The following is a 24,960-nucleotide window of genomic DNA, read 5'->3' as shown; positions in this document are numbered from 1 at the left end:
ATTGCAAGTCAGGGTGCACTCATTACATGAAAAAAAATCATCTCTGCCTGATCTCCGTAGCCGTTCTGGCTGCAGGCTGTACCAGCTATCGGCACCCCGAACCCGTGCAGGCCAAGGACGCACTGAAACACGCCATGACCGAGCAGAACAAGGTCGGCGCCCTGGCAACCGTACCCAAGTCGGTACAAAGCGAATTGTTGCAGATGAACCGGCCGCCCCAGGCCATCAGCATGCCGGAACAGCGGCTGCGCATCGCCGCCCACGATGTGGAGGCGGTGGAGTTTTTCGGCTCCTTGTTCAAGGGCTCCCGTTACAGCGTGGCCGTGCATCCAGGGGTGGGCGGGCTGGTTTCCGTCGAGCTCAAGGACGTGACCCTGCCCGAGGTGCTGGCCGTGGTGGGTGACATGTACGGCTTCGACGTGCAGCGCAAGGGTAACGTGTTCCACGTCTATCCGGCTGGCCTGCGCACCGAGACCATACCGGTGAACTATCTGATGATGTCCCGCCGGGGTCTGTCCCGCACCTCTGTCAGTACCGGCGGTGTGACGGCCAACGACAACAACAGCAATAACAGCAGTGTCGACAATGCCAACGGCAACAGCAGTGGCAGCAACAACTCGTCCAACGGCAGTTCCGGCTCGAACAGCAGCAACGGCACCCGTATCGAGACAGACACCAACAGTGACTACTGGACCGATCTGCGCACCTCGCTGGAGATGCTGATCGGCAGCGGCGATGGCCGCGCCGTCATCACCAGTCCGCAGGCGGGTCTGGTCACCATCCGTGCCTATCCCAAAGAGCTCAAGGCGGTGCGTGAATTCCTCAGTCAGTCCGAAACCCATCTCAAGCGTCAGGTGGTGCTGGAGGCGCGGATCCTGGAGGTCGCCCTCAACGAGGGGTACGAACAGGGGGTGGACTGGAGCGGTCTCTCCGCCAGCTGGGATGGCAACAAGGGCATTACTGGTGGCGGTTCTCTCTCGCCGACCCAGTTGCCTACTACTCCCAATCAGATCTTCACCGCACTGGGTGGCGGGGCCGGTTTCAAGATCTCAGACGGCAACTTCAACGTGGCGGTCAATCTGCTCAAGACCCAGGGGGATGTAAATACTCTCTCCAGCCCCAGGGTGACGGCGACCAACAACCAGAAGGCGGTGATCAAGGTGGGGACGGACGAGTACTTCGTCACCAAGGCTTCGACCACCATCACCAGCAACTCGTCCGGGGTCTCGGATAGAACACCGAACGTTGAGCTGACACCTTTCTTCTCCGGGATTTCGCTGGACGTGACGCCGCAGATCGACGAAGAGGGCAAGGTGCTGCTGCATATCCATCCCTCCGTTATCGATACGGAAGAGCAGAACAAGGTGATCGATATGGGCACCTCCGGTGGCCGGCTGGAACTGCCGCTCGCCAAGAGCTCGATCCGTGAGTCCGATACAGTGGTACAGGCCAACAACGGTGACATCATCGTCATTGGTGGCCTGATGAAGACCGACAAGCAGGAGATCGTCAGCAAGGTGCCCCTGCTGGGGGACATTCCCTGGATTGGCGAAGCCTTCACTAACCGCCGCGAGAGCACCAAGAAGGTGGAGCTGGTGATCCTGCTCAAGCCCACAGTGGTGGAGAAAGACACCTGGCAGAATGAGCTGAAACGCAGCGCCGATCTGCTGGACAAGTGGTATCCGCCCAAGGGCTAAGCCATGAAGCAGCGCGCGGTCAGCCTTACCCCATGTGCCCTCTTGCCCTGCGTCACCGCGGGCTGCTTGTTCGGGATGGCAGGTGACAACCCATGTACCTGAACCACTTCGGCTTGCAGGAGGCGCCGTTCGGCCTCACCCCCAACACGGGTTTTTACTATGGCTTGCCGCCCCACGAAGAGGCGTTGCAGGTGCTGAACTGGGCGCTGGCACAGGGGGAGGGCTTCATCAAGGTGACCGGTGAGGTGGGTACCGGCAAGACACTGCTCTGCCGCAAGCTGTTGAGCGAGCTGGGGTCTGAGGCTCACCCCGTGCGTCTGGCCTGGTTGCCCAACCCGCACCTCACGCCGGCCGAGCTGCGCACCGCCCTGGCGCTGGAGCTGGGATTGTCGGTGCGGGAGGGGGCTGAGCTGGATCTCACGGATCGTATTCATCGCCACCTTATCAGCCTGCATCAGCAGGGCAGTCGAGTGGTGGTGCTGATCGACGAGGCGCAGGCCCTGCCGGACGAGACCCTGGAGGCGATCCGGCTGTTTGGCAACCTGGAGACGGAGTCGAACAAGCTGCTGCAAATCGTGCTGTTCGGTCAGCCCGAGCTGGACACCCGGCTGGCAAAGCCTCATTTGCGTCAGTTGCGTCAGCGGATCGGCTTCTCCTACTGCCTGCGCCCCCTGCGCTTTGACGAGACCCGAGCCTATCTGGAGCACAGATTGCAGGTCTCCGGTTACCGCGGGGCACCGCTGTTTGCAGGGTACGCCATGCGCCTGCTGTGGCGGGCGTCGCGCGGGATCCCCAGGCTTATCAACATACTGGCGCAGAAGTGCCTGATGCTGGCCTATGGCCAGGGGGCGCGCCAGATCGACAGCCGTCTGGTGCGGCTCGCCATTCGCGATACCGACGATGCCAGCCGCTTTGCGCCGTTGCGCTGGTGGCCCCTGTTACTGTTGCTGGGGTGTGCCCTGGCTTATGGAGTCTGGCCATGAGCGTGATCAATCAGATGCTCAAGGATCTGGAGCAGCGCCAGCAGGGCGGCGAGGGTGCCGTCTATGTGCCGCCCGTGCGGCAACAGGGCTGGTGGATGCTGGTGCTGACCCTGATCTGCTGCCTGGCCCTTGGCATTCTGGGCTGGCGGACCTGGATTTACTGGCAGCAGAGTCTGGTCCAGGCCAGCGAGCCAGGGCCTGATGCCGTTGCCCGTGCCGTGCCCGCCACGCCGACCTATGTAGAGCAGGAGCCGGTGGATCTGGTGGTGGCCTTGCCCACACTGGGCTCCGGGCCCGAGACCCGCTCTCGGCCTGCAGTCGAACCCGGGCTGGCACAAGAGCAGGATGAGATCGCCTATGAAGAGGCTCCGCCGAGCGATGAAGAGCTGCAACCTGAGCTCTATGCCGAGCAGGAAGCGGAACAAGAAGCGGTCGCCCCGCCACCGCGCAAACCGGGGGTGCTGAAGATAGAGACGGTGAACCTCTCCGAGGCCGAACTGGCAACTCTGGCCGAGCGCAAGGCCACGACCGCCATGGCCAGGGGGCAACTGCGCGACGCCCAGGACAACTACTATCAGGTGCTGGTTCACGACCCCCACAATCAGGGCGCCCGCGAACAGCTGGCGGGTCTGCTCTACGGCGAAGGGCGGCTGAGTGAGGCTGGCCAGTTGCTGGAAGAGGGGATACGGCTCGATCCGGCGCAGGCGGATTTCCGTCTGCTGCTGGCACGGCTTGCCATCAGCGGCGGCGATCAGCTCAAGGCTCTTGGCTGGCTGACTGGTTATCAACCTGACCTGGCCAGCAATCTGGATTATTACGCCACCTGGGCCGGGTTGACCCAGGAGCTGGGCCGCAACGCCGAGGCGGCAGAGATCTATGTGAAATTGCTGCGTCAGCAGCCGGATCAGGGGCGCTGGTGGCTCGGGCTCGGTGTGGCCGAAGATGGCCAGGGCCACAGCCTGCGGGCGCTCGATGCCTATCGCAATGCCCAGTTGCATGGCAACCTCGGCGAGGCGTCGACCAGCTGGATTGAACAGCGAATTGCCCAGCTCGCCCCCTGACGGGCGGTACGGTTAACTTTTTTGGAGTTTGCATGGCACAACCCAGACTGAAAATGCGCCTCGGCGACCTGCTGGTACAAGAGCAGATCATCTCGGATGATCAACTGCAGCTTGCCCTGCAGCAGCAGCGTCAGACCGGCCGCAAGCTGGGCACCACACTGATCGATCTCGGCTTCATCAGTGAGGTGCAACTGCTGCAGTTCCTCGCCCGCCAGCTGGACGTGCCCTTCTTCGATCTCAACAACCTCACCATAGACGCCTCCGCGGTGCCGCTTCTGCCCGAGGTTCAGGCGCGCCGTTATCGCGCCCTGGCGGTCAATCTCACCGACAACCGGGTGACTGTGGCCATGTCGGATCCGGCGGATCTGAGTGCCCTCGACGCCATCGCGGCCTTGCTCAGCCCCAGGGAAATGGTGCTGGCGGTGGCGCGGGAAGGTCAGCTGCTGGAGTATTTCGACCGCCTCTATCGCCGTACCCGCGAGATAGAGAGCTTTGCTGAACAGCTTCACGAGGAGTATCAGGACTCCGGCTTCGAGCTGGGTTCCAGCAACCTGGGCGCCGGCGACGAGGGGGAGGCGACGGTGGCCAAGCTGCTGCGCTCCCTGTTCGAGGATGCGGTGCAGGTGGGGGCGTCCGATATCCATATCGAGCCGGATGAGAAGGTGCTGCGCATTCGCCAGCGGATCGACGGCATACTGCACGAGAATATTCTCAACGAAGTGCGCATTGCCCAGGCGCTGGTGCTGCGCCTCAAGTTGGTGGCCGGGCTCGACATCTCCGAGAAGCGACTGCCCCAGGATGGCCGCTTCAACATGAAGGTGCGTGGTCGGGACGTGGATGTGCGTATGTCCACCATGCCGGTGCAGTACGGCGAGTCGGTGGTGATGCGTCTGCTGGATCAATCCTCCGGCATATTGTCGCTGAGCGAAACCGGCATGCCGCCGGAGATCCTGACCCGCTTCCGTCGCCAGCTCAAACGCCCCCACGGCATGATACTGGTGACAGGCCCGACCGGGAGCGGCAAGACCACCACCCTGTATGGCGCTCTGTCTGAACTCAATCAGGCCAGCAACAAGATCATCACGGTGGAAGACCCGGTGGAATACCGCTTGCCCAGGGTCAATCAGGTGCAGGTCAATCCCAAGATAGGCCTCACCTTCTCCCATGTGTTGCGCTCCACCCTGCGTCAGGATCCGGACATCTTGCTGGTGGGGGAGATGCGGGACAACGAGACGGTGGAGATAGGCCTGCGTGGCGCCATCACGGGCCATCTGGTGCTCACCACATTGCACACCAACGATGCGGTCACCAGCGCCCTGCGTCTCATCGACATGGGCGCGCCTGGCTATCTGGTGGCGAGCGCGCTGCGTGCCGTCATCGCCCAGCGGTTGGTGCGGCGGGTGTGCGAGCACTGCGTCGAGGAGAAGGCGCCTGACGAGGGACAGGCGACCTGGCTGAGGGTGCTTTCCGGCGAGGCGCCGGGTCAGCATGTCTACCACAAGGGACGTGGCTGCCAGAGCTGCAACTTCACCGGCTACTCTGGCCGGATCGGTGTCTACGAGCTGCTGGAGCTGGATCAACCCATGATGGATGCCCTGCGCCGCAACGATGCGGAAGGCTTTGCCAAGGCGGCGCGTCAGCATGAGCACTACCGGCCGCTGGCCCTGACAGCGCTCGATTATGCCCGCCAGGGGATCACGTCGGTGGACGAGGTGCTGCGGTTGGCCGAGGACTTGGGGTAAGTGATGACCAACTTCATCGGCAATGAGCAACCCGGACGGCAGCGCCCTGCCATTTGGCTTGTGCGGGGCGCGGCATGAATACCTTCGCCTACAAGGGTCGCGACAGTCAGGGCAATGCCGTCAATGGCGTGGTCGATGCTGCCAACGAGATGGCTGCCGCCGAGCAGCTGATGCGCCGTGGCGTTATGCCCACCGAACTCAAACCCGGCAAGGCGAAATCCGCGGCCATCGACTGGTCTTTGCTGCTGGAAGGTGGCGTCAAGCTGGACGAGCTGGTGGTATTCAGCCGCCAGATGTACGCCTTGACCCGGGCAGGTATTCCCATACTGCGTGCCATCGCTGGCTTGGAAGAGACAGCCCACAGCAAGCCGCTCAAACGGGCGCTGCATGCGCTGGGAGAAGATCTCGGCAACGGTAGGCCCCTGTCCAGCTCTATGCAGGCGCACCCCAGGGTGTTCAGCAGCCTGTTCGTCGCCATCATTCACGTGGGTGAGAACACGGGTCAGCTGGAAGAGGCCTTCCTGCAACTGGCCAATTATTTCGAGCTGGAGCTGGAGACCCGCAAGCGGATCAAGACCGCCATGCGCTATCCCAGCTTCGTGATGATTGCCATCGGCATCGCCATGGTGATCCTCAATATCATGGTGATCCCCGTCTTCGCCGGCATGTTCGCCAAGTTCGGGGTCGAGCTGCCGCTGGCCACCCGCATTCTGCTCGCTACCTCCCACTTTTTCGTCAACTACTGGTGGCTGCTGCTCGGCATGCTGCTGGCCATGGTGTTTGGCTGGCGGCGCTGGGTTGCCACTGTCAAGGGCAAGCTGACCTGGCACAGATGGCAACTCAAATTGCCCATTGTCGGCACCATCATAGAGCGCTCCCTGCTGGCCCGCTTTGCGCGCAGCTTTTCCATGATGCTCAAGGCTGGTGTGCCGCTCAATACCGCACTGACCCTGGTGGCCGATGCGGTGGACAACGCTTATATGGCGGGTCAGATCCGCGACATGCGGGCCGGTATCGAGCGGGGCGAGAGCCTGCTGCGCACCGCCGGCAGCAGCGGTCTGTTTACGCCCCTGGTGATGCAGATGATAGCGGTGGGGGAAGAGACGGGTCAGGTGGATGATCTGTTGCACGAGGCGGCTGAGTATTACGAGCGAGAGGTGGATTATGACCTCAAGAGCCTGACCGCCCGTATCGAGCCCATCCTGATCGGGATCGTAGCCGTCATGGTACTGGTGCTGGCACTGGGTATCTTTACGCCCATGTGGGACATGATGAGTGCTGTAAGGGGTAAATAATGATCTTTCCTCCTCCTGGTGGGGGAATGATGAGCGCGGTGCGCGGAAAATAAGCGGCATCTTTACCCTCCCGATGGTGGGACATGATGAGTGCGGTGCGCGGCAAGTGATGATCTTTACTCCTCCTGGTGGGGGAGTGATGAGCGCCGTACGCGGCAAATAAGCAGTATCTTTACCCTCCCGATGGTGGGACATGATGAGCCTCGTAAGAGGCAAATAAGCAGACTCTTTATTTCAACGTAGGGGCCTGATGCGGAGTGGATGATCAACAGGGTGCGGGAGAGGTGCGGTTGAACAGACAGTCACAACAGGATGATCGCTGGCTGGGAGGGTATCGACGGATGGCCGTGCTGATCTTGCTGTTGATCATGGTGGCGACCCTGGCCCAGAGCTATCGTAGCCACAGGGCCGAGGCGCTGGCCCTCAGCCTGACCCTGCTGGGGGAGCAGTTTGCCGAGCGGGTACAAAGGTTGCACGGTCTCTGGCTGGATCAGCGCCGTCCCGCCGTCCTGCATGCAGATGGGGTGGCCTGGCAATTCGATGCCAGGGGCTGGCCTCTGGGTGTTGATGCGCTGCTGGCCCCTTCGGAAAATTGCCGCCAGCTCTGGTCGTCGATCATTGGCACACAGAGCCAGGCCCTGCCGCCGTTGCAGGCCATGGCGAGCCGAGATGGCACGGGATGCGAGTTCGGGTGGGAAGATAATTGGCTGATTTATCAATTTTATGATGGCAGAGTGACACTAAAGCCTTGAATGAGGCCGATAGTGTGGTTCAGTTAAATGATTTTTTTATATCTGCATGAAATAATGTGGGTTATTACGGAGGGACCATGGCAACAAATCGAATGGCACCAAGACATCCCGCGTCGATGATGACGAGTCGGGCAGCCGGTTTCTCGTTGATCGAGCTGGTGATCGTCATCGTTATCCTGGGGATACTGGCGGTGACCGCCCTGCCTCGCTTCCTCGATGTGACCGATGAGGCCAAGAAGGCCAGCGTGGAGGGGGTCTCTGGCGGTTTCGCCACTGCGGTTTCGCTGGTACGGGCCCAGTGGGAGGCAGAAGGACGTCCCAAGGAGGACGGTCAGAACACTGTGCTGTATGACGGCTCTCGTTTCTATCTGACGACCCCGACCGAGACGCAGGTCAGCAATGGTGAGCTCTCGCCCGGCTATCCCATGGATACATCGGCAGGGGGCGGCATAGATGTTGATCCGGCCAACCTGACAGCCCAGCGCTGTCTCAAGATTTGGGAGGGATTATTACAGAACCCACCCAAGGCTACCGCCAGCTTCAACGAGGTGAGCGGTAGCGGCAATGACCTGAAATACTATGTCAGTGTGACCAATAACGGCCTGGACTCGGTCTGCCGCTACTATCTGGTCAATAGTTTGAGTAAGGGTAGTGATGGCAAGTATCAGGATCCGCAAGGTAGTACTGATGCATTCATGAGTTTCAGTTACCGTCCGGCTTCCGGTCAGGTGACCACCAATATCAATTGACAGAGGATAGTAAAATGAAAAAACAGGCGGGTTTTACCCTGATCGAACTGGTCATAGTGATCATCATTCTGGGCATTCTGGCAGTGACCGCTGCGCCCAAGTTCCTGAATTTGCAAGGTGATGCACGTAAGGCTGCTGCGGATGGTGTTAAGGCATCACTGCAAAGCGCTGCTCAGCTGATATATAGCAAGGCTGCAATCCAAGGGGTTGAAGCCTCTTCCTCTGCAGTATCTGTTGCTGGCACAACAGTTACTGCGAAGTTCGGGTATCCGACAGCAGCAACTATTGCAAACGCAGTTACCCTGGATGGTTGGGATGAAGTATCTGCATCCAAGGGTACATTTAAGCCTGCGGATGCTGGTAGCAGCGCTAATTGCCAAGTTGTATATAACGAAGCAAGCACGGCAACTTCATCATTCAGTGTTAATGTTTCCGGATGTGGTAACTGATAGGTCTGAGCGAGGCTTCGGCCTCGCTTTCTCTTTCCCCTTGTGAGAATCCCAATGCCTGCAGCCAAGGGCTTCACCCTGATTGAACTGGTCATTGTGGTCCTGTTGCTCGGGATTCTGGCCGCCTTTGCCGTGCCCAAGTGGCTGGGCAAAGGCGGCTTTGAAACTCAAACCGTTCGTGACGAACTGCTGACCCGGCTGCGGCTGGTGCAGACCGTCAATATGCACGAACCGGCCAATCGTTGTACCTCACTGCGGGTTGACGCGGGCCAGTTTGGCCACAGCACGCTCTCCCCTTGTGGCGATCCTGCGGCCATATCGAGCTGGAACGCTAATCAGCTCACCCGTGGTCGTCCGGTGACGCTGTCTGCCGGGATCACCCTCTCCTCGAACAAGGGCACGCCTCCTTTTGTGATCCGCTTTGATCAGATGGGCCGCCCGCTCGGTAGCTGCGCCGGTGGCTGCGAGCTGCAAGTCACCAATGGCCGCGAGAGTGGCCGTATCAAGATTGAGTCAGAGGGATTTATCCATGAGATCCCCTGATGGCGGTTTTACTCTGATTGAGCTGATTGTCGGCATAGTGCTGTTGGCGGTGGCGCTGACCGGCATTCTGGGGCTCCTGATCAATCAGGCGCCCCAGGCGGTGGATCCGGTGCAGCAGGTGCGTGCCGCCCAGCTGGCCCAGCGTCTGGCCGGCGAAATGCTGCAAAAATCGTTCGATGAGCAGTCTGATCATAACGGTGGCCGCTATCGCTGTGGTGAGACGGTAGATGGCCAATTTTACGGGGACTGCAGTTGCCCTGCCGGGGGGGCATGTACCCAGAAGCCTCCCGCTCCGGCCATCACAGGTTGGCAACCCAGTATCTACGGCCCCGATGGCGAGCCGGCGCCTTATGCCTACAACGATGTGGATGACTTCGATACCGCGGGCAACTGGGTGGATGCCAATCGGTTTACCCAGACTGCAGCGGGGATCAGCGACGAGGAGTATCGCAACTACCAGGTGAAAATTGCGGTGAACGGGGTCGATTTCAGCGATGGTAGCTTCAATAGCTGCACAGCCCCCTGCTCTGTGGGCAAACGCATCGACTTGCAGGTCAAGCTGCCGGATGAGAGCGTGCTCGACTTCTCCTTCTATCGGGGGAACTACTGATGGATCGGCTTTGCGATCGTGTCCGAGTGTCCAATCATGCTTCCGATGTCCGATTACGCCGGCAGGCGAATCGAACCTGCGCCAGACGTGGGCGTGCCCGCGGTTTTACCCTGGTCGAGCTGGTGATGGTGATCCTTCTGCTCGGGATCATGGCGACCTTTACCAGCCAGTTTATCGGTATCGGCAGCCAGATCTATGGGGATGCCAGCAGTCGTGAGCAGCTGATGAGCGATGCCCGCTTCGCCATGGAGCGACTCAACCGCGAAGTGCGTGATGCGGTACCCGGTTCGGAGCGAATTGAAGATCAGGATGGTAACTGGCTGGACCAAGGTCCCTGCCTGCGGTTCTGGCCGATCAGTAACTCAGGGCGCTATCTGGCCCTCAATCGCCCGTCGGGCAGTTCGTCCTCACTTGAGCTGGTCATGGTGGCACCGCCTGTTGCGGTTGAGCCGAGTAAGGACTGGTTGGTGGTGTTTCCCCAACCCGTTTCCAGTGGTACGCAGTCTATAAAGGATCGCTGTGATTATGGTCGTTGCGTGGCGCAGGTTGAGGCTGTGGGTCCAGTGATCTCTGGTGCCCAATCAATCGGGTATAGCGGTGCACAGCTGGATGGTACATCTCCCGGCATGAGAGCGTATTTTGCTCGCGAGCAGGTGCGTTACTGCGTATCAGGGGGGGCGCTATACCGTACCAGTGCCGGGATCAGTGCCGCTGGCAGCTCTTTGCCACTAGGAGTCCTGATGGCCGAGTCACTGCGGCCTGGCAATGTCTTCTATCGGGAAACCTCGGCGTTTAACGCCGAAGGGGAGTTTGGCATGCGCTTTGTGTTCGAGCGCAAAGGGGAGTCAGTCACCTTCAACCACAAGATAGAGGTGCTCAATGTGCCCTGATACACAGGCTCTTGGACGCATGCGTGGCAGTGCCCTGATGATCGCCCTGTTTGTCATTGTGGTGATGGCACTGCTGGCGGCTGCCATGGGTCGCTTTCTGGTAGACAGCAGCGAGAAAAATGCAGTGGAGGTGCGCAGTGTGCGCGCCTTGCTGGCGGCACAGAGCGGGCTGGAGATAGCACTCTATAGGTTGTTTCCCAACCGGACTAGCGCCCAACCGGCACCACCCTCAGTATGCGAGGCGAGCCGGACTGTGGGTTTTACCGGTAATCCGGGACTGGCTGGCTGCGAGGCAAGGATCAGTTGCGTGCAACTGCCTGTGACCTATAACGGAGAGGTGACCAATGGCTACCGCCTGCTCAGTGTCGGCTCCTGTGGCTCGACTGATCTCGGCAGTGCCAACCCCGATTTTGCCGTGAGCAGGACAGTGACGGCCGAAGCCTATGATGGAGGTTTATGATGAAATGGCTATGGGGTCTGGCCCTTCTTGGTAGTCAGGCGTGTGCATTCGCTCCCATCGACATCGGCACAGTTTTCCCTGCTGTGGTGCAGGGGCACCATGGCAACAACAACAATGCCTGCCACCAGATCAGCGGCGACCAGCTCATCCAGCTTAACAATCCCAAGATCAATGGCACCGGCGGTCTGCCACTCAACTTCTGTTCCATCCAGCCCGATCAGAACAATAGTCCCCGTTGCGATGATGGTGCTGGCGGTTACAAGGTCTGCACGGTTACTGGCAGTGATATTCGCGGCCTTGCCCTGAATGGCAACAACGCTTTTCTCTCCACCAGTTCCAATAGGACCCAGACTTGTTTGTCGGGATCGCAAACGGCCTCCAGCGCGGCTTATGGCACCATGACGGTAGAAAACTGCACCATGACCTTCCCGAGTCGCAGCGCCTATCAGCTCAAGAACCTGACGGTGCGCAACAATGCGACTCTGGTGTTGGGTGAGGGAGACTATTTCATCGACAAGTTGACCTTGGACAACGGTACCATCCGCCTGTCTGGCAGCGGCATCACCCGGATCTTCGTCAATCAGGACGTGAAGCTGGTCAATACGGTCAACATCAACGCCAACAATCAGGGCAGCCTCATCTGGGTTAACTACAACAACATGGTGATCGACAATAGCACCACGTTTTACGGTTACCTCTATGCAGATGGGCTGCTCACCATGAACAACAAGGCTACCGTCTATGGCAGGGTGACCGCCGGTTACCTGAAGATGGATGCTCAATCCAGCATCAACGAAACGGTGCTGACCCCCATGCTGACTTGTTTTGCCGACGGCTTTGACAGCGCCCAGATCAACCCGGACCGCTGGGTGGTAGCTCAGCGCAACAGCAGCACGCTGCCATCTGTGCAAAATGGCCGCCTGCGCCTCACCCAGAACGTCACCAATCAGGCCACCTCGGCCACCTTCCAGCGCCTCTTCCCGGGAGCCAGCAACCTGGTGACGGTCGAGTTCGACCAATTCGCCTACAAAACCTCTGGCACGAGCGGGGCGGACGGGATGGCGGTGGTGCTCTCGGATGCGACCCAGACGCCCCAGCCCGGTGCCTTTGGCGGTCCGCTGGGCTACGGCTTCAAGACCGGATTCAGCGGCTTTGCGGGCGGCTGGCTCGGGGTGGGGCTCGACGAGTACGGCAACTATGCCAATGAAGGTGGATCCTACAACCTTGGATCACGCCCGCAGGCAGTTTCCATCCGTGGTTCGGGTTCTGGCACCTCTGGCTACAACTATCTCGCCGGTACTGGCAGCAACCTGAGCCCCCCCGTTGACAGCGGCACCAACAGCAATCGCCCCCACCGCTATCGTATTACCGTCGACTCCCGGACGGCAGGCAGCTCGCTGGCTAAAGTCGAGCGGGATACCGGCTCGGGTTACAGCACTTTAGTTGGTCCCATCAACATGGCGAGTCAGGCCGGCCAGGCTGCGGTGCCAGCCAATTTCCTGCTCTCCCTGACCGGTTCCACCGGCTCGGTGACCAATTTCCACGAAATCGACAACGTGCGGATCTGTGCCCTGCGATCCAACCCTGTCGGGGTTCAAATTGACCACTTCCAGCTCGATCACTCCGGTCAGCCGCTGACGTGCAATCCCGAGACGGTGACGGTCAACGCGTGTGCCGATGCTGCTTGTACCACGCTTATCAAAGACCCGGTGACCGCGACCCTGAGTCTTACCCCTATTTCTGCCAGCAATGGTTGGATTGGTGGCAATACGGTGACCTTCAGTGACGGCTCGACCACGGTGCAGTTGCGCAACAATACGCCGACCGCGGTAACCATCGGCGTTTCCGGTTCGACCCCGACCACCAAGCCATTCAGTACCACCTTGTGCAAAGCTGGCGCCGGGACGCCCAGTGCAGCAGCCTGTACCCTGAATTTTGCCGATAGCGGCTTCTTCTTCGATGTGCCGGATACCTATTCCAATCAGCCGCAGACAGTGACCATCAAGGCGGTCAAAAAGAGCGATGTGACCAAGCTGTGTGTGCCGGGCTTTGCCAGCCAGACCAAGAGCGTCAAATTCTGGAGCAGCTATATCTCCCCGGCCAGCAACCTCAGCAACAGCAAGATAAGTGTCAACAGCAGCGTGCTTGGCACCAGTCAGGGGACTGCTGTCCCCGTGTCCCTGGCGTTTGATGCACAGGGGCAGTCGACCATGACGGTCAAGTATCCGGATGCAGGCAAGGTACAGCTGGATGCCCGTTATGATGGTACGGGCAACGAGGCGGGTCTGGTGATGCTAGGTGCGGATCAGTTCGTGGCGCGTCCTGTCGGCTTGTGCATTACCCCCCCGCAAGGGGTCTGTGCGGTAGGGAATGCCAGCTGCCCGGTCTTCAAGAAAGCGGGAGAGACATTCCAGGTAGATATCAAGGCGATGGCCTGGGAGTCGGCCAATGATGGGGATATCTGCGCGGGGAATCAGACAACCCCCAATTTTGTGCTGAACGGCATTGGCCTGGGCAGCACCCTGGTGGCGCCAAGCCCAGGTACCAATGCGACAGTGAGTACCACCACCTATAACCATGTGGCTGCGACCAACAGTCTCAACAGCGTCAACCAGACGGTGAGCGAGGTGGGGGTATTCAGGATGACGGCGACGCCGCCCACCAGCAACTACTTCGGATATACCATCCCTTCTGCTCAGAGCCAGCCGGTGGGCCGTTTTATCCCTGCCGACTTCAATCTGGTCAGTGGCGACATAGTGCCTGCCTGTAGCGTCTTCTCCTACATGGGCCAGCCATTCGGGGTGACGCTGGATATCATTGCCCGCAATGTGGCGGGGGGACAGACCCGTAATTACACCGGCGACTTTGCCAAGGGCAATGCTTATATCACCACCGCCAATAGCAAGAATGGTACCTCTCTATCGAGCCGCTTGCGCAGCCTGCAACCTCTGCCCTGGCTAGATGGGCAGGCGGCGTTCAGCGGCAGCAGCGAGTTTGTTCGCCTCTCCGATACCCAGCCGGATGGCCCCTTCAAGGCACTGCTGTTTGGCCTCTATATGCAGGATAACGATGGCGAACGCACCCTGATTGCCAGCCCCGATTTCAATGAGGTGGTGACTGGCGATTGCAGCGGAAGTAACTGCAATGCTCGCCTTATCGATGCGACATCCATGAAAGCCTATTTTGGCCGATTGCTGGCGGGCACTGGGGCGGGGCTCGCAGCAGCGCCGCTGGCTATTCCACTGCAAATGCAATATTACGAATCAGGCGACTGGCTGCTCAACGAGGAAGATCAATGCACTCTGCTCTCTCTCGCCGGTGATGGGATCAACTTCATCAATCCGAGTCACACCTTTGATGTGGCCACCCAAGACCTGAATCTGGGAGCCAATCGCAAGATCAGGCTGGGGCTGGGGGAGCCGCCCCCGGGAGTTATGTCGGCTACAGCCACAGATGGTGAGATCCTGTTCCAGTTTGCCAAGCCGGATATCTCGGTACGCATTCCCTACAAGGTCGACTTGTCAAAACAGCCGGCTCAGCCGCTCTGGTTATCTGACCCCGTTAGCCTGCAAGGTGAGGCCATTTTTGGCTCCAGCAGAGGTAATGACAGAATTATTTATCGGCGTGAAGTGATGCAGTAGCGGAGGCGGGGCAGCGGATCTTCGGGATCTTCCCCCCTATCTTCTTGTTTATTAGCGTTTGTCGGCTTGTGCGAGTGAGTGATGACTCGCATTTTTGTCGCGACTGATTGATTGGCGACAGTTTGAGCGCTTGCCCATTGGGGTAGGCATTGGTAAAGTTAGCCGGTTTTCTGCACCTCCAAATTCTTAGGATTTCCCGTAGCCATGTTCAAAAAGCTCAGAGGCGTCTTTTCCAACGATCTGTCGATCGACTTGGGAACTGCCAACACCCTGATCTACGTAAAAGATCAAGGGATCGTCCTTAACGAACCCTCAGTTGTCGCCATTCGCCAAGAGCGCGGGAACGCCAAATCGGTCGCTGCCGTGGGTCATGCCGCCAAGCAGATGCTGGGTCGTACCCCAGGCAACATCTCCGCGATCCGTCCGATGAAAGACGGCGTCATCGCCGACTTCTACGTGACCGAGAAGATGCTGCAGCACTTTATCAAGCAGGTTCACGACAACAACTATTTCCGCCCCAGCCCCCGTGTGCTGGTGTGCGTGCCGTGTGGCTCTACCCAGGTAGAACGCCGCGCCATCAAGGAATCCGCACTGGGCGCTGGCGCCCGTGAGGTTTACCTGATCGACGAACCCATGGCTGCCGCCATCGGTGCCGGCTTGCCGGTCTCCGAAGCGACCGGTTCCATGGTGGTCGATATCGGTGGCGGTACCACTGAAGTGGCCATCATCTCCCTGAACGGCGTGGTTTACTCCCAGTCTGTCCGTATCGGTGGCGACAAATTTGACGAAGCCATCATCAGCTACGTCCGTCGCAACTACGGCAGCCTGATCGGGGAAGCGACCGCCGAGCGCATCAAGCACGAAATCGGCTCCGCCTATCCGGGCGAAGAGGTGCGCGAGATCGAAGTCCGTGGTCGCAACCTGGCCGAAGGTGTGCCACGCAGCTTCACCCTCAACTCCAACGAGATCCTGGAAGCGCTGCAAGAGCCGCTGTCCGGTATCGTCTCCGCCGTTATGGTGGCGCTGGAGCAGTCTCCGCCGGAACTGGCGTCCGACATCTCTGAGCGCGGCATGGTGCTGACCGGTGGTGGCGCACTGCTGAAGGATATCGACCGTCTGCTGATGGAAGAGACCGGCATACCAGTCGTGGTTGCCGAAGATCCCCTCACCTGTGTGGCCCGTGGTGGCGGCAAGGCGCTGGAGCTGATCGATATGCACGGTGGCGACCTGTTCCACTACGAATAAGACCCAAAGCCGGCCAGCGCGCCGGCTCTTTTTTGACGACCCATGAAACCCATTTTTGGTAGAGGCCCTTCGCTTCAGTTACGGTTGTTTCTCGCCGTCATCATCTCCATTGCTGCCATCGTAGCGGACTCCCGCTTCGGTGTGTTTACCCACGTCCGCGTCTACCTCAGTTCCCTTGTCAGCCCGTTGCAATACATAGCCAATGCACCAGGTATCATGCTCGATACCATGTCGACCCAGGTGCAGACCCGGGCAGGCCTTATCGAACAGACCAAGCAGCAGGAACAGCAGCTGTTCACCCTGCGTTCGCGCCTGCTCAAGATGGATCATCTGGAGCACGAGAACCAGCGCCTGCGTGAGCTGCTCGGTTCGCCGGTGCACAAGGAGTCCCGCAAGATGGTGGCCGAGCTGCTGTCTGTGGATTCCGACCCCTTCAGCCATCAGGTGCTGATCAACAAGGGGGCGCTGGACGGTGTCTATAACGGCCAGCCGGTGATCAACGATCAGGGGGTCATAGGTCAGGTGCTGCACGTGGGGTCCACCACCAGCCGCGTCCTGCTTGTGACCGACTCCAGTCACGGCATTCCGGTGCGGGTGCTGCGCAATGACCTGCGCGCCATTGCCTCCGGCAGCGGCGAGCTGGACAAGCTGGAGCTGCGCAACCTGCCGCGCAACACGGATGTGCAGGTCGGCGATCTGCTGGTCACCTCCGGGCTCGGCGGCCGTTTCCCGGAAGGTTATCCGGTGGCGACCGTGACCCGCTCCGACTATGTGGAAGGCAAACCCTTCGCCCAGGTCGAAGCCAAGCCGCTGGTGGCGCTGGACAGATTGCGCTACCTGCTCTTGCTGTGGACCGACAAGAAACCGGATGTGCATGATGATGACGTGGCGCCAGCCGCGCCGGCAACCTCGGCAGCGGGAGCAACACGCTGATGCTAGAACCCGCCAGCGGCAGGATCTGGATCTGGATCTCGATCCTGCTGGCTCTGTGCCTGTCGATCCTGCCGCTTCCCTTTCAATTTGAACCCTTCCGTCCGGACTGGCTCGCCATGGTGCTCATCTACTGGGCGCTGGCCTTGCCGCACCGCACCAACGTCGGCTCCGCCTGGGTGGCGGGCCTGCTGCTGGATGTGCTGCTGGGCAGCACGCTCGGCGTGCGGGCCATGGCCATGGCCATCACCACCTATCTGGCGGCCTTCCAGTTTCAGAAGATCCGCAACTTCTCCCTCTGGCAACAGGCGCTGATCATCGGCTGTCTCTCGCTGGTGGGCAAGGTGACCATCTTCTGGGCCGAGCACCTGTTCAGCCGTGCCAGCCTCAATTTCGCCTACTTTTGGTCGACCCTGAGCACGATGCTAATATGGCCCTGGGTTTTTCTGGTCTTGCGCAAGGTGCGCCGTCGCTTCAATATCAAGTGAATATGAGCAAAAACAACGAACTACAACTTTACCTCAGCTCATTAAGCGAATATGAATAAGCACAGCGAACTGCAACTCTACCTCATCTCATTAAGCGAATATGAACAAGCACAACGAACTGCAACTCTATCTTGCCTCGGGCTCGCCCCGCCGCCATGAACTGCTCGCCCAGCTGGGCTACCGCTTCGAGGTACTCAGACTGGACGTGCCAGAGCGGCGTGAAGAGGGTGAAAAGGCACAGGATTATGTCTGTCGCCTCGCCCGCGACAAGGCGATGGCCGGGGTGGCAGCCGCCCCGACCATGCTGCCTGTGCTGGGCGCCGACACCATAGTGGTGCTGGGTGATCGGGTGCTCGAGAAGCCCTCCGACCTGCTCGACGCCAAAGACATGCTGGAAGCGCTCTCCGGCAAGGTGCATCAGGTGATGACGGCGGTGGCGCTGGCTACCCCGGATCGCTGCGATGTACGACTGGTCACCACCAATGTGGCGTTTCGCAAGCTGGATGAGGCCGAGATCGAAGCCTACTGGCGCACGGGTGAGCCCTGTGACAAGGCCGGTGCCTATGCGATTCAGGGGATTGCCGGCAAGTTTGTCAGCCGGATTGAGGGGAGCTACAGCGCCGTTGTCGGTCTGCCCCTGCTGGAAACGGATCTGCTGATCAAGCATCATCTGGAACAGATCCGATAATTTTTCGTCAGCTGTGCTCTGCTGCGTTCTCCCTTGCGCGCGTTGTACCGGATTGGCTTTATAGAATTCAAAACTGGAACAGGCAAGGTAACTTATGTCGGTAGAACTGCTGGTGAACGTCACCCCCTCCGAAACCCGTGTCGCCCTGGTCGAAAACGGTCTGCTGCAGGAAGTGCACGTAGAGCGTCAGGCCAAGCGTGGCATAGTGGGCAATATCTACAAAGGCAAGATCAGTCGGGTGCTGCCCGGCATGCAGGCGGCTTTCGTCGATATCGGCATGGACAAGGCGGCGTTCCTGCACGCTTCCGACATAGTGCCGCACACCGAGTGTGTGGCGGTGAAGGAGAAGGAGCAGTTCCAGGCCGGCAACATCGCCGAGCTGGTGCGCCAGGGCCAGGACATCATGGTGCAGGTGGTGAAAGATCCGCTGGGTACCAAGGGGGCCCGCCTCACCACCGACATTACCCTGCCGTCCCGCTATCTGGTGTTCATGCCAGGCAGCGCCCACGTCGGTGTCTCCCAGCGTATCGAGTCCGAAGCGGAGCGCGAGCGCCTCAAGCGTACCGTGGCCGGTTATGTGGACGATCTGGGTGGCTACATCATCCGTACCGCCGCCGAAGGGGTGGGTGAGCAGGAGCTGGAGCAGGATGCCGCCTTCCTGAAACGCCTGTGGCGCAAGATCCTGGAGCGCAAGCACAAGTATCCTCCCTGCAAGATCCTCTACGAGGATCCCAGCCTGGCGTTTCGGGTGGTGCGCGACTTCGTCGGTGCCGAACTGGACAAGATCCGGGTCGATTCACGCCAGAGCTTCGATCAGCTCAAGCGCTTCACCGAGGAGTACGTGCCCGAGCTGGCCGGCAAGCTGGAGTATTACCCGGGCGAGTCGCCGATTTTCGATCTCTACGATGTGGAGAACGAGATCCAGCGCGCGCTGGAACGCAAGGTAGAGCTCAAGTCCGGCGGCTACCTCATCATCGACCAGACCGAAGCCATGACCACTGTGGACATCAACACGGGCGCCTTTGTGGGTCATCGCAATCTGGAAGAGACCATCTTCAATACCAACGTCGAGGCGACGGCTGCCATCGCCCGCCACCTGCGCCTGCGCAACCTCGGCGGCATCATCATCATCGATTTCATCGACATGCAGTCGGAAGATCATCGTCGCCGTGTGCTGCACAGTCTGGAACAGGCGCTGGCCAAGGATCGCGCCAAGACCAACGTCAACGGTTTCTCCCAGCTTGGTCTGGTGGAGATGACCCGCAAGCGCACCCGCGAAAGCCTGGAGCACGTGCTCTGCTCCGAATGCCCCGAGTGCAAGGGGCGCGGTCGGGTCAAGACGGTGGAGTCGGTCTGTTTCGAGATCCTGCGAGAGATCATCCGGGTCAACCGCGCCTATGATGCGGATCAGTTCACCGTTTACGCCGCACCGGCCGTGATCGACTATCTGCGCGGCGAGGAGTCCCACAGTCTCGCCGAGCTGGAGGTGTTCATCGGCAAGCAGGTCAGGGTGGTGAGTGAGCCCCTCTGTGGTCAGGAACAGTTCGATGTGGTGATGATGTAATTGGTCTATCGCTGGTTGAGTCGGGGCTGGTTGGCCCTCGGGGTCTTCTTCGTGCTGCTGGCCATTCTGGTCAGTCTGGTGCGCTTTGGCGGCCCCTTGCTCAATCAGCACAGACAGGCACTGCTCGATGCCCTGCTGGCCGACAATCAGCTGGAGGCCAGTGTTGAACACATAGGCCTGGACTGGACCCAGCGCGGCCCGGCGCTCGAGCTGCAACAGCTGGCGATAGCGCCGGATTCGGGTCGCTTCGCCCTGCGTCTTGGCAAGGTGTGGGCTCACCTCGACTTCTGGCGCTCCCTCAATGAACTCAGGCCCGTGTTCGGCCAGCTCATACTGAGCGATGGCGACATAGCGCTGGATCTGGCTCAGTCCGCCGATCCCGATCCCCGTGGCGGCGTCGATCAACAGCAGGCGTTGCTGCGCTTTTTTCTCACCCAGCTATCCACGTTCGATATTCACGATACCCGCCTCAGCCTGACGACGGCGCTGGGGGAGGTGCGGGCCCTCGATATCGCCCAACTGCGCTGGCAGAACCGCGGCAAACGCCATCAGGGGGTCGGCAAGGCCTATCTCATCAACGGGGTGGGCGAGAGCACCATAGATCTCATCCTGGATGTGGATACCCCCGAGGTACGGCTCGATCGCTTGCGGGGCCAGCTCTATCTCGGCGCCAGCCAGTTCGATGTCAGCCCAATGCTGGCGCGGATCCACGCCGGTGAGCCCAAGGTCGCCGGCCAGCTCGATTTCCAGCTCTGGAGTGAATTTGCCGACGGTCAGCTGGGAGAGTCCCTGCTGGCGTTTGGCGACAACTACCTGATCTGGAAGGATGAGAAGCAGGATGTCATGCACCGCCTCGGCCTGCAGGGTGGCAAGATCCAGCTGCGCCGGGATGGTGAGGAGTGGCAGCTCGCCAGCCATGACATGACCTTCAAGCTCGATGGCAAACCCTGGTTGCGCAGCCGCTTGCAGCTCGAGCGGATCGGCTCCCGCATCCAGGGTTATGTGCCTGCCATCGATCTCGATCAGGTCGCCAACCTGAGCCAGCTGGTATCGGGTCTCTATCCCGCCCTGACCGAGACCCTCAAGCGCACCCAGCCCAAGGGTCAGCTGCAGGATCTCATTTTGCAGGCCGATGCCGGCTGGCGTGGGCTCTCTCTCAGCGGCCGGCTATCCCACATCAAGGTCAGCGCCTGGCAGGATGTGCCCGGCGTGCAGGATCTCAATGGCGAATTCTGGCTGACCCCGACGGGGGGCAGTGCCCGACTGGCCCTTGCCAATGACAAGGTGGATCCGGCCCGCCACTTCAAGGAGCCGATCCCGGTGGACAGCTTCTCGGCACAGCTCGACTGGTGGCAAGTCCCGCAGGGCTGGGTGCTCTATGGTCAGGATGTGGCGCTGGACAACCCGGATCTGCGCCTCGACAGCCGCTTCAGGATGGATCTGTTCGAACATACTTTCCTTGCGCTGACAGGCCGCATCGACGTCAAGAATGCGGGCAATGCGGATCGCTACTATCCGTTGCAGGTGATGGACAAGAGCCTGGTGGATTACCTGAGCGGCGCCATCAAGGGTGGTCAGGCCAAGGGCGCCGACCTGCTCTGGTACGGCGAGTTCAAGGATTTCCCCTACAGCAAGGGCGAGGGCATCTTCCAGGTGGCGGTTCCGCTCGAGCAGGCGACCTTCCAGTTCTTCCCCGGTTGGCAACCCCTCACCGACCTGCAGATCGATCTGCTGTTCCAGAACGCCAGTCTCGACATGAGCAGCCGTTCCACCCACCTTGGCAAGGCCAGCTCCGACTCGGTCCATGCCTGGATCCCGGATCTCTATCCCGGCGCCCATCTCTATGTGGATGCCAAGGTAGAGGGTGAGGGCAAGGCCATCAGCGACTACCTGCAGGACTCTCCTCTGGGGGATTCCGTCGGTCAGGCGCTGCGTGAGATAGAGATCCGCGGCCCGCTCAAGGGGTCGGTCAAGCTGGATATTCCCCTCGATGGTGAAAGCGAGGTCAGGGCGAGCGGCGATGCCCTGTTCGACAACAACAAGGTGCGGGTCGCCAGCCTGGATCTGCCGCTGGAGCAGGTACAGGGGCGCCTCGAATATGACAACGAGCAGACCCGGTTCAGCAACCTCAAGGCCAGCCTGTGGAACCAGCCGCTGACCCTGGATTATCAGGGCAAGCAGCTGCCGAACCGCTATCAGGTTGATCTCAAGTTCAAGGGACAGTGGGACAGCCGCCGCGAGCAGCGCAAGATCCCCGCCCTCGATATCCTCAAGGGGCGCAGCAACTGGGCCGGAACCCTGGGGCTGACCCTGCCCAATGACAAACCGTTCAGCTTCCAGCTGGCGATGGACTCCAACCTGCAGGGCATGGCGCTGGATCTGCCGCTCCCCCTGACCAAGGCTGCCAACAGCCGATTGCCGCTCAAGGTGACAGTGCGCGGGCGTGACGGCAGTGCCGACATTCGCGCCGTGCTGGGGGCCGATGTGGATTTGCAGAGCCGGCTGGTTTATGGGGACGGGGTTCCTTACCTCAGCCGGGTCAGGGTGAACATAGGCCAGCCGGGGGCACGGGTGCTGCGGGACAAGCCCATGCTGCTGGCCATCAACCAGCAACAGGCCGATGTGGCCGGCTGGCTGGCCAGACTCAAACAGTGGGTGCCTGCGAGCAGTGCGCCGAGCGGCGGTGCCGTGGTTGGCCCTCCTTTCCTGCCGCAGGAGTGGTGGGTGGATGGCCAGCTGGCCCGCGCCGATATCGGCAGTGCCAATCTCAAGGCGGTGCACTTCACCGTGGGCCCGGTCAAGGACGCCACAGAGGTGATGATCGACAGCCCGGACGTCATGGGGGTGATCCGCCTGCCGGTGACTGACCGTCAGCCCATTGATGCCAAATTTGCCCGCATCCATTGGTCCGGCAAGAGTTCGGATCTGAGCCCAGAGCCTGATGCGCGGCAGGACAAAGCCATCATGGATGCCATTCCCTGGCTCACCTTCAGCTGCGTGGATTGTCGCTTCGGCGAACTGCCGCTCGGCGAGGTGAAGGGAGAGCTGCTCCCCGGGGCCAACAAGCTGACCCTCAAGGGGCTGGATATGCGGCTGGCGGGTAGCCAGCTGACGGGCACAGTGGATTGGCTGGCTGAGCCAGGCCGGATGCAGACCCATGCCAGAGCCAAGATCACCAGTAAAAACAGTGAATTGCTTCTAAAACGGATCGGCTATACCTCACCCATTGGTGATGCACCCGGCAAGATGGCACTGGATCTGAGCTGGAGTGATGTGCCCTACCGGCTGAGCCTGCCGACCCTGGCTGGCAGCGCCAACTATCAGCTGGAGGGGGGCACGCTGCGGGAAGTCAATGACAAGGGGGCGCGACTGCTCTCCCTGCTCAGTCTCGACTCCCTGCTGCGCAAGTTGCGGCTCGATTTTCGCGATGTGTTCGACAAGGGCTTCTACTTCGAATCCATGTCCGCCTCGGCCAAGATCAAGCAGGGGGTGATGGATAACAAAGACTTCTACATGAAGGGGGCAGCGGGCAACCTGCGTGGTGAAGGCATCGCCGATCTGGTGCGCTGGCGGCTTGACTACGAGCTGAGCTTCTCCCCCAATCTGGGCGGTACCCTGCCGGTGGTGGCGGCTTTCTCGCTGACGCCGATCACGGGTCTGTATGTGCTGGCACTCTCCAAACTGCTGGAGCCAGTGGTGGATGTGGTGACCCGCATCGATTTTCGGGTTGAAGGGCCGCTGGACAATCCCAAGCTGATCGAGGCCGGACGAGATAGAGCCCGCATCAAGCTCAACCAGCAGCAGAAACAGGCGGTGGATACGGTAGCGCCCAAGTTGCCTGCCGCCGAAGTCACCCCTTTTCTGCTGAACCCGCAACCAGGGAGTCCCCGTCAGCCCTGATGCTGGCGCCATCCCTTGTCTCGACCTGCTTACGCTCAAGGAGAGAGCCATGATCCGACATATTCTGCTGATTGCCTTCAAAGCGGGCACCCAGGCTGACGATATTGCCGCTGTCAGGGCGGCTTTTCTCGGCATACCCGCCAGGGTCAATGGCGTGGTGGCGGTCGAGTGGGGGGAGAATGACAGCCCCGAGGGGCGCGCCGAAGGCTTTACCCACAGCGTCTTGATGACCTTTGCCGACGAAGCGGCCCGTCAGCGTTACCTGCCCCATCCGGATCACGAGGCCCTCAAGGCCATCTTCCGTCCCGTGCTGGACCGTATCATAGTGCTGGACTACACACTGCAAGCCAAAGACGCTGTCAGCCTCTGACGGCTTGCACCAAGGACAAGGAGAACGTCATGTGGTTAGCCGCAATACAGCTGGTATCCGGCCGTCACTGGCAGGATAACCGGGAGCAGATCGCCGCCGAGCTGGCGGCGCTGCCAGCCGAGCGCCCCTTGCTGGTACTGCTGCCGGAAAACTTTGCCCTGTTTGGCGAGCGGCAGGGCTATCTCGATGGTGCTGAACGGATCGGTGAGGGGCCAATCCAGCAGCAACTGGCTGCCTGGGCCAAAGAGTACGGCATCTGGCTGGTGGCTGGTGCCATGCCCACTACTATCGCAGGTTCAGACCATATCCATACCAGCTCGCTGGTGTTTGATCCGGCAGGGGAGCTCAGGGGTCATTACCACAAGATCCACCTGTTCGATGTGGACGTCGCCGACAATCAGGGGCGCTATCGGGAGTCGGAGACGTTCAGTCCTGGTCAGGACTGCGTGCTGATAGACTCCCCCTTTGGTCCCCTCGGCCTCTCTATCTGTTATGATTTGCGCTTTCCCGAACTCTATCGCCAGCTGGCATGCGCCGGTGCCAGGGTGTTGCTGGTGCCTGCCGCCTTTACCGCCGTGACCGGCGAGGCGCACTGGGAGCCGCTGCTGCGGGCTCGCGCCATCGAAAATCAGTGCTATGTGGTGGCTGCCAATCAGGGGGGCACCCATGAAACCGGGCGCCATACCTGGGGCCACAGCATGGTGATCGACCCCTGGGGCAGGGTGCTGGCATGCCAGCCGTCGGGCCGCGCGACCGTGCTGGCTGCCATGGATCCCGAGCTGGGCGACGAATTGAAGCGAACCATGCCGGTGCTGCAGCACGCCCGCCTGTTGGCGGGTCAGGTCTCTGACAACGAATGAACAAGGCACGCCCCGCGTGCTGACCCATGCCGCCTATGGCATG

At 60.4% G+C, this 24,960-nt stretch carries 21 protein-coding genes; all 21 read left to right on the top strand.

What is annotated here, in order from left to right:
* The first annotated feature begins 26 nt into the window (after nt 1–26).
* The 21 genes from mshL to OKC28_RS04380 all read left to right on the top strand — a co-directional run bounded on the left by mshL (nt 27) and on the right by OKC28_RS04380 (nt 24,917).
* Complete coding sequence (gene mshL, locus OKC28_RS04480; RefSeq protein ID WP_096117712.1) at nt 27–1,697, top strand: pilus (MSHA type) biogenesis protein MshL; 1,671 nt, start codon at nt 27–29, stop codon at nt 1,695–1,697.
* Between the two features lie 92 nt (nt 1,698–1,789).
* Complete coding sequence (locus OKC28_RS04475; protein WP_270687721.1) at nt 1,790–2,680, top strand: ExeA family protein; 891 nt, start codon at nt 1,790–1,792, stop codon at nt 2,678–2,680.
* Nucleotides 2,677–3,741 carry a tetratricopeptide repeat protein gene (locus tag OKC28_RS04470; RefSeq protein ID WP_270687719.1) on the top strand — a complete coding sequence of 355 codons (1,065 nt, stop codon included), beginning with the start codon at nt 2,677–2,679 and terminating at the stop codon, nt 3,739–3,741. Before OKC28_RS04475 ends, OKC28_RS04470 begins: the two co-directional genes overlap by 4 nt.
* Nucleotides 3,742–3,773: 32 nt before the next feature.
* Entirely contained in the window at nt 3,774–5,483 is a 1,710-nt protein-coding gene (gene mshE / locus OKC28_RS04465; RefSeq protein WP_021139565.1) for an MSHA fimbrial ATPase MshE, read from the top strand.
* Between the two features lie 74 nt (nt 5,484–5,557).
* Nucleotides 5,558–6,778, top strand: coding sequence for an MSHA fimbrial biogenesis protein MshG (mshG, locus tag OKC28_RS04460; RefSeq protein ID WP_021139564.1), 1,221 nt, complete (start codon nt 5,558–5,560; stop codon nt 6,776–6,778).
* 290 nt (nt 6,779–7,068) lie between these two features.
* A complete protein-coding gene (locus OKC28_RS04455; protein ID WP_058394768.1) occupies nt 7,069–7,530 on the top strand; it encodes a hypothetical protein in 462 nt (153 codons plus the stop codon).
* Between the two features lie 77 nt (nt 7,531–7,607).
* A complete protein-coding gene (locus OKC28_RS04450; RefSeq protein ID WP_058394769.1) occupies nt 7,608–8,279 on the top strand; it encodes a type II secretion system protein in 672 nt (223 codons plus the stop codon).
* A gap of 14 nt (nt 8,280–8,293) precedes the next feature.
* The gene (locus OKC28_RS04445; protein ID WP_270687714.1) at nt 8,294–8,728 is read left to right on the top strand and encodes a prepilin-type N-terminal cleavage/methylation domain-containing protein; all 435 of its coding nucleotides are present in this window, start codon (nt 8,294–8,296) and stop codon (nt 8,726–8,728) included.
* A gap of 54 nt (nt 8,729–8,782) precedes the next feature.
* Nucleotides 8,783–9,271 (top strand): pilus assembly FimT family protein, encoded by a 489-nt coding sequence (locus tag OKC28_RS04440; protein ID WP_270687712.1) that lies wholly within the window; start codon nt 8,783–8,785, stop codon nt 9,269–9,271.
* On the top strand, nt 9,258–9,881 hold the full coding sequence (locus OKC28_RS04435) for a prepilin-type N-terminal cleavage/methylation domain-containing protein (protein WP_270687710.1): 624 nt from the start codon (nt 9,258–9,260) through the stop codon (nt 9,879–9,881). The genes OKC28_RS04440 and OKC28_RS04435 overlap by 14 nt, the downstream gene beginning before the upstream one ends.
* Nucleotides 9,881–10,771, top strand: a complete 891-nt coding sequence (locus tag OKC28_RS04430) for a PilW family protein (protein ID WP_087757018.1) — start codon at nt 9,881–9,883, stop codon at nt 10,769–10,771. The genes OKC28_RS04435 and OKC28_RS04430 overlap by 1 nt, the downstream gene beginning before the upstream one ends.
* Nucleotides 10,761–11,231, top strand: coding sequence for an MSHA biogenesis protein MshP (locus tag OKC28_RS04425; RefSeq protein ID WP_392400148.1), 471 nt, complete (start codon nt 10,761–10,763; stop codon nt 11,229–11,231). Before OKC28_RS04430 ends, OKC28_RS04425 begins: the two co-directional genes overlap by 11 nt.
* Nucleotides 11,228–14,872, top strand: a complete 3,645-nt coding sequence (locus tag OKC28_RS04420) for a DUF6701 domain-containing protein (protein ID WP_270687707.1) — start codon at nt 11,228–11,230, stop codon at nt 14,870–14,872. Before OKC28_RS04425 ends, OKC28_RS04420 begins: the two co-directional genes overlap by 4 nt.
* A 204-nt stretch (nt 14,873–15,076) precedes the next feature.
* Complete coding sequence (locus OKC28_RS04415; protein WP_005308111.1) at nt 15,077–16,117, top strand: rod shape-determining protein; 1,041 nt, start codon at nt 15,077–15,079, stop codon at nt 16,115–16,117.
* A gap of 42 nt (nt 16,118–16,159) precedes the next feature.
* Nucleotides 16,160–17,050, top strand: coding sequence for a rod shape-determining protein MreC (gene mreC, locus OKC28_RS04410; RefSeq protein ID WP_017412500.1), 891 nt, complete (start codon nt 16,160–16,162; stop codon nt 17,048–17,050).
* Entirely contained in the window at nt 17,050–17,535 is a 486-nt protein-coding gene (gene mreD, locus OKC28_RS04405; protein WP_005316354.1) for a rod shape-determining protein MreD, read from the top strand. The genes mreC and mreD overlap by 1 nt, the downstream gene beginning before the upstream one ends.
* A 100-nt stretch (nt 17,536–17,635) precedes the next feature.
* Nucleotides 17,636–18,223 (top strand): Maf family protein, encoded by a 588-nt coding sequence (locus OKC28_RS04400; protein ID WP_005316352.1) that lies wholly within the window; start codon nt 17,636–17,638, stop codon nt 18,221–18,223.
* A 94-nt stretch (nt 18,224–18,317) separates the two neighbouring features.
* A complete protein-coding gene (rng, locus tag OKC28_RS04395) occupies nt 18,318–19,787 on the top strand; it encodes a ribonuclease G (RefSeq protein ID WP_005316349.1) in 1,470 nt (489 codons plus the stop codon).
* Entirely contained in the window at nt 19,788–23,687 is a 3,900-nt protein-coding gene (locus OKC28_RS04390) for a YhdP family protein (RefSeq protein ID WP_270687704.1), read from the top strand.
* A gap of 49 nt (nt 23,688–23,736) precedes the next feature.
* Nucleotides 23,737–24,057 carry a Dabb family protein gene (locus tag OKC28_RS04385; RefSeq protein ID WP_270687702.1) on the top strand — a complete coding sequence of 107 codons (321 nt, stop codon included), beginning with the start codon at nt 23,737–23,739 and terminating at the stop codon, nt 24,055–24,057.
* A 29-nt stretch (nt 24,058–24,086) separates the two neighbouring features.
* Complete coding sequence (locus OKC28_RS04380; protein WP_270687700.1) at nt 24,087–24,917, top strand: carbon-nitrogen hydrolase family protein; 831 nt, start codon at nt 24,087–24,089, stop codon at nt 24,915–24,917.
* The last annotated feature ends 43 nt before the right edge of the window (nt 24,918–24,960 follow it).

It is taken from the genome of Aeromonas sp. D3 (assembly GCF_027705025.1).
Lineage (GTDB): Bacteria > Pseudomonadota > Gammaproteobacteria > Enterobacterales > Aeromonadaceae > Aeromonas > Aeromonas salmonicida.
This window is presented reverse-complemented; position numbering and strand designations above follow the sequence as displayed.